At 40.3% G+C, this 5,854-nt stretch carries 4 protein-coding genes; all 4 read right to left on the bottom strand.

Going from position 1 to position 5,854, the window contains the following annotated elements; genetic code table 11:
* Nucleotides 1–29 precede the first annotated feature (29 nt).
* Nucleotides 30–1,220 (bottom strand): hypothetical protein, encoded by a 1,191-nt coding sequence (locus PY364_RS09335; protein WP_275522029.1) that lies wholly within the window; start codon nucleotides 1,218–1,220, stop codon nucleotides 30–32.
* A 17-nt stretch (nucleotides 1,221–1,237) separates the two neighbouring features.
* On the bottom strand, nucleotides 1,238–2,002 hold the full coding sequence (locus PY364_RS09330) for a class I SAM-dependent methyltransferase (protein ID WP_275522027.1): 765 nt from the start codon (nucleotides 2,000–2,002) through the stop codon (nucleotides 1,238–1,240).
* A gap of 5 nt (nucleotides 2,003–2,007) precedes the next feature.
* Nucleotides 2,008–3,126 (bottom strand): DegT/DnrJ/EryC1/StrS family aminotransferase, encoded by a 1,119-nt coding sequence (locus PY364_RS09325; RefSeq protein ID WP_275522025.1) that lies wholly within the window; start codon nucleotides 3,124–3,126, stop codon nucleotides 2,008–2,010.
* A 270-nt stretch (nucleotides 3,127–3,396) separates the two neighbouring features.
* Complete coding sequence (gene purL / locus PY364_RS09320; RefSeq protein ID WP_275522023.1) at nucleotides 3,397–5,760, bottom strand: phosphoribosylformylglycinamidine synthase subunit PurL; 2,364 nt, start codon at nucleotides 5,758–5,760, stop codon at nucleotides 3,397–3,399.
* Nucleotides 5,761–5,854 lie beyond the last annotated feature (94 nt).

Raw genomic sequence — 5,854 nt, 5'->3', positions numbered from 1 at the left:
GACCGCCAAGATGGCGGCGTTACTTACTCTCACAAAGCCTCGATAAACAATAATATAGGTTCCATTTTTTTACCGAAATCAAACTCGGTAGCAAAACACACTTTCGCATTTTTGCTATAGGTATCGAAGTCACTTAGTATTTGCTGAATTGCCATCTTAATCTCCTCCGAGTCAGAGGGATTATTAATTACAATCCCAAACTGATACTCATCAACTAACTTGCACAAAGATGGCAAATTGCTCAATAAAACAGGCTTCCCATGCTTCAAATATTCTGCTAACTTTCCAGAAGCCATAGAAATAGAGGCATAATCATTACCTAAATTTGCATAAAAAGCCAGTCCAATTGTTGCCGCAGCATATATTTGATCTACTTGCTCGTAAGGAACAGGTTGTAAAGAAAGAAATAAGTTTTTTGAGTTAAGCTTTCGCAGCGATTGGATATAGGATTCCTCTTCTTGTCTTTCTTTCCTCTCATGGAAAATCAAAGCATATCCGTCATCAATATGATTAAATGCTTCAGCTATAGTTTTTGCTAAAACGGCATCATTAATCATCCCAGCTTGGAGAATTAAGTATGGGAATTCTTGTCTGTTTAAGTTGAACTTTTCCCGGAAATAATTACTCGCATTTTTAGCTAAAATCTCATTTTCAGCGGCAAAGCTAGAGTTAGGTAGATAAAATGGTTGAGGATGTCGATATTCGTAATAACTTGAAAGGTTTTCAAATCTACCTTCACTTTGGGTAATTACACTCGCTGCTTTTCTGTAAGCTAGATTAGCCATTTTACTGAGAATTCCTGTAGGCTTCCACAATTCTAATGACAAAAATAAAAATTTCTGTCTTAAAAAATATAGAGACAGCATAGCTGCCACATTTCCATAAATATCAACGCCGATATTAATATTATTTTTTAAGCTTTGTAGCTGCTGATTGCGTAGTTGATGAGTCAAAACTTGAAACAAAAAAATAGAGAGTTTTATAAGTGGAACTAGAGGTTTTAATCTAGTTCTATTTAGAAATCTGACGATTTTAAAGTCTTTGCAAAAGTAAATGATTTTTACATTTTCTCCAATTTTACCAGGTTGAGCATAGTCATTCTCTGTAGCGTATATTGTCACTACATATCCCTGTCTTTGCATAACTTTAGACAAGTTAATAATTGTAGGAGCAACGCCGACATATCCCTCGTAAAAAAAGATACCACATTGCTTAGACATTTTTTTATTTCCTGAATTTAGACTTTAGCTATGAAATAAACACTCCAAGTTTTAGCTACTGGTTCATTCCCTGCCATCCATTCACCATAAGCTAATAATTCAAACTGATTAACAGCCAAAAATAAATCTATTTCTGGTTTAAACAGATATCGCATTTTGTGGCTTTCTTCAATTTCCTCAACGGCATTGCTAGAGTTATTTTTGATAAAAACTTGATATCTAACATCCACTAAGTTATCATTAGGATAGATCGCAGGTTCAGCAATTCGAGTTACAGTAATTTCTTGGTCTTTTAAACGCTTGATTCTAACTGTTGGCGGATCTTTCAAAACCCCTGGGCCATACCAACAATCAAAAATCAGCACTCCCCCTGGATTGAGATGAGCTTTGGCGGTAGCAAAAGCAGCTTGTAAATCGCGATTATTTGTCTGGTAGCTGAATACATGAAATAGAGATATAACGGCATCAAATTTGCGCTCTAGCCGGATGTAACGAATATCTCCTTGCAAAAACTGAAGTTTAAATGCTGGTGTTGGAGGTGAATTTAGCTGCCGCTGTTTTGCCTGTTCCAACATATCCAAACTCAAATCTATACCGCAGACTTCGTATTTTGATGCTAGCAATGTCGCGTGGTTTCCTGTACCGCATCCTAACTCTAACAAGGTTTGTGCATTTGGTGCATATTTTTCCAGCAGTTCCTCTACAAACTTTGCCTCAGCCGCATAATCTTTATCTCGGTACAGTAGATTGTAATAGCGAGCATAATTACCAAATATTTGCATATCAATTACCTAATTACTTCTTTCATTACCTGTGCAACTCGTTCCATTTGTGCATCTGTTAAAGCCATGCCGCTAGGAATATAAAATCCTCGCCTAGCAAGTCTTTCAGCAACGGGATAAGATTCGCCTTCAAATAGACCCATTTTCTTAAATACAGGCTGTTCGTGCATCGGCCAGAAAAAAGGTCGCGTTCCAATTTGATGTTCTGCTAAACGCCGCATTGCTTCTACAGCATCAAATGGCAATTTATCTTTCAATACTACGCCGTATACCCAATAAATATTTTCAGCATAATTTGTAGAGGCTAAAGGTAATTCTAAACCAGCGATACCTGCTAGCAAGTCATTATAAATATAACCCATTCTCCGCTTGCGGGCAACAAACTCGTCTAGCCTTTCTAACTGTGCTATTCCCAAGGCAGCTTGAATATTACTCATCCGCAAGTTCCAGCCAAGTTCTTCGTGTACAAACCGCTGCTGTGGCTGAAAATATAAGTTTCGCAATGAACGACTTCTTTCTGCTAATTTAGTATCGTCAGTGACGATCATTCCGCCTTCACCTGTGGTGATATGTTTGTTAGGATAAAAGCTAAAGGTACTGATATCTCCAAAGCTGCCACAAGGTTGATTTTTATAAGTTTGTCCGTGCATTTCTGCGGCATCTTCAATTACCTGTAAATTATATTTTTTAGCTAACTCTAATAGGGGAGTTATATTTACGGGTAAGCCGTAAATATGAACAGCCATAATTGCTTTTGTTTGGGGCGAAATTTTGCTAGTAATTTGTGCTATATCCATGTTCCAAGTTTGGGGATCGCCATCCACTAAAACTGGTTTAGCACCCGCTCTAACAATGGCAGCTACACAGGATATAATCGTAAAAGTTGGCACAATTACCTCATCGCCAGGGCCAATTTTTAGGGCTGCAACTGCGGCATCTAAAGCTGCGGAACCGTTGCATACAGCTATTCCGTATTTGCGACCAACGCGGGCGGCAAATTTTTCTTCAAATTGCTTGACAAAGGGCCCTTCTGAGGAAATCCAACCACTGTCAATACACTCATTGAGATATTTGCGTTCATTGCCATCTAAAAGGGGTTGGTTAACTGGAATTGGTTCGATCATTATTTTTAAGTTTAAACTTCTATAGCAACGGGCAAGAATCTTAGGGCATAAGTAGAAGGCAGAAGGTAGAAGATAGAAGGTATAGCAACCGCCACAACGGTTAGGACATTCTCAATCACCCAAACCCTTTCTATTATTTTATTTTCCTCCTGCCTTAGCCTTACCTGCCTCCTGCTATAAATATCGGCTTCATAGAGCGAGATCGCACGCCTGCAACAGTCTTAAGTTGACACTAATGGGCTTTGAGATGTGATTATACATTTGCTATAATTAAGCAGCTCCTAAGCGACGTTCAATAGCATTGTAAAAGCGATCGCAAATTTCCTCAATCGTTACCTTAATTAAAGACTGACCATCATTTGTCACCACCCGCAAAGGTGATTCTACATTACCAACTTTACCAATTTTCTGCCACAAATTCGGCAAATGTTCCTCTAAATAAGACACCAAAAAGCTCTCATTCTCCGACGCAACTGAAACTAAAATTGTATTTCCCCGTTCCCCGAATAAAACTTCATCCCAACGCTTACCATTTACAAAGTTAACATTAAGATTAACCTCTGCTCCCAGTTTACCAGCAATACAGGATTCTGCGATCGCGATCGCAATTCCTCCCTCAGCACAATCATGGGCAGAACGTACCCAACCATTACGAATTCCCGCCCGACAAGCTGCTTGTACCCGCCTTTCTAAATCCAAATTAACTCTCGGCGGTTTTCCGCCAACAATGCCGTGAATTGTTGCCAAATATTCCGAACCTCCCAAAGTGATATCTGTTGTCAAATTGCGATATTTACTATCATCTGATATCAGATTTCCGAGTAAATAGATTAAATCTCCAGATTCCTGCCAACCTTGACCGCAAATCTTAGTTAAATCGGGAATTAACCCCACCATTCCAATCACAGGAGTTGGATAAATTGATGCAGGTTTACCCTCAGCATCCAGGGTTTCATTGTAAAGAGAAACATTGCCACCAGTGACAGGTGTTCCTAATTCTCGACAAGCTTCTGCAATACCGCGACAAGATTCTGCTAATTGCCAATAACCAATTGGTTTCTCAGGAGATCCAAAATTAAGATTATCTGTAACTGCCAAAGGTTCCGCACCCACACAACTCAGATTTCTTGCTGCTTCGGCTACAACTGCTTTTGCACCTTCGTAGGGGTCAAGATAAACATAGCGGGAATTGCAATCAACTGTTGCTGCTACTCCCTGATTATATTCTATTGATTGTTCAATTTCCAGTTGAGGTCGCAATCGGATAATAGCTGCATCGGCTGCACCCGGAAGCATCACAGTGTTATTTTGTACTTGATGGTCGTACTGTCGATAAACCCAACTTTTAGAGGCAATTGTTGGTGTATCTAAAAGTGTCAATAAAATTTCATTCCAAGTTTGGAACTGTTCGGAAATTTCAATACCATTAATTGTACAAGGAGGCAAAGAATTAGCTGACCATTCCCAAGCTTTCTTTACATATTCCGGCAGTTCTGTCAACAATTCATGGTGATAAATTGGCGTATTATCAGATAAAGCCGTTGCCGTAATTTCTGCGGCAATTTCACCCTTAAACAAAATTCGCACAATCGGTTCCTCAATCACGGTTCCTGCTACTACAGCCTGAAGTCCCCAGCGGTGAAAAATATCTATTAATTCCTGTTCTCGCCCTTTATGGGCAACAAATAACATTCGTTCTTGGGATTCTGAAAGCAGGTATTCATAAGGAACCATCCCGGTTTCTCGAACTGGGATTTTGTCTAAATCAAATTCAATTCCGACTCCGCCTTTAGCTGCCATTTCTGATGTCGAACAAGTGATTCCTGCTGCACCCATATCTTGCGCCGCTACTACTGCACCTGTTTTAAATGCTTCTAGGCAAGCTTCAACTAATGATTTTTCTAAGAAGGGATCTCCTACTTGCACGGCGGGACGGTCATCAACTGATTTATCGGTTAATTCTGCACTGGCAAAACTTGCGCCACCCATGCCATCTCTGCCAGTAGTTGAACCGACATAAAGGACTGGATTGCCGATGCCAGATGCACCGGATTTAACTATTTCTGGTGTTTCCATTAAACCCAAAGCCATGACATTAACTAAGGGGTTGCCAGAATAGGCAGAGTTGAAGTAAATTTCGCCGCCGACGGTGGGCACGCCAATACAATTACCATAATGAGAAATTCCTGATACTACACCAGTAAATAATCGCCGAGTTTTAGCATCATCTAAGGAACCAAAACGGAGGGAGTTTAATACAGCAATCGGACGTGCTCCCATTGTAAATATATCTCGCAAAATACCACCAACGCCGGTGGCTGCACCTTGGAAGGGTTCTACTGCTGACGGGTGATTGTGAGATTCAATTTTAAAGGCGAGTTGGATGCCATTACCTAAGTCTACAACTCCGGCATTTTCTCCGGGGCCAACGAGAATGCGATCGCCTGTGGTAGGAAATTGTTTGAGTAGGGGCCGGGAGTTTTTGTAACAGCAATGTTCTGACCACATCACGCCAAACATTCCTAATTCGGCCTTGTTGGGATGGCGATTTAGACGTTTGACAATTTCTTCGTATTCTTCAGGTTTTAGACCTTCAGCGGCGATTTCTTCTGGGGAGAATGGGGCTAATGACATGATGTTTAGAATTTCTTTTTGGAGTTTCAATCCTGAATTGGATTGATTAGTGTTATTTTATCGTAACGCCGCCCTCTGGGCGGTGAAAGAACCG

The organism is Kamptonema sp. UHCC 0994, assembly GCF_029167235.1.
Lineage (GTDB): Bacteria > Cyanobacteriota > Cyanobacteriia > Cyanobacteriales > Microcoleaceae > Kamptonema.
This window is presented reverse-complemented; position numbering and strand designations above follow the sequence as displayed.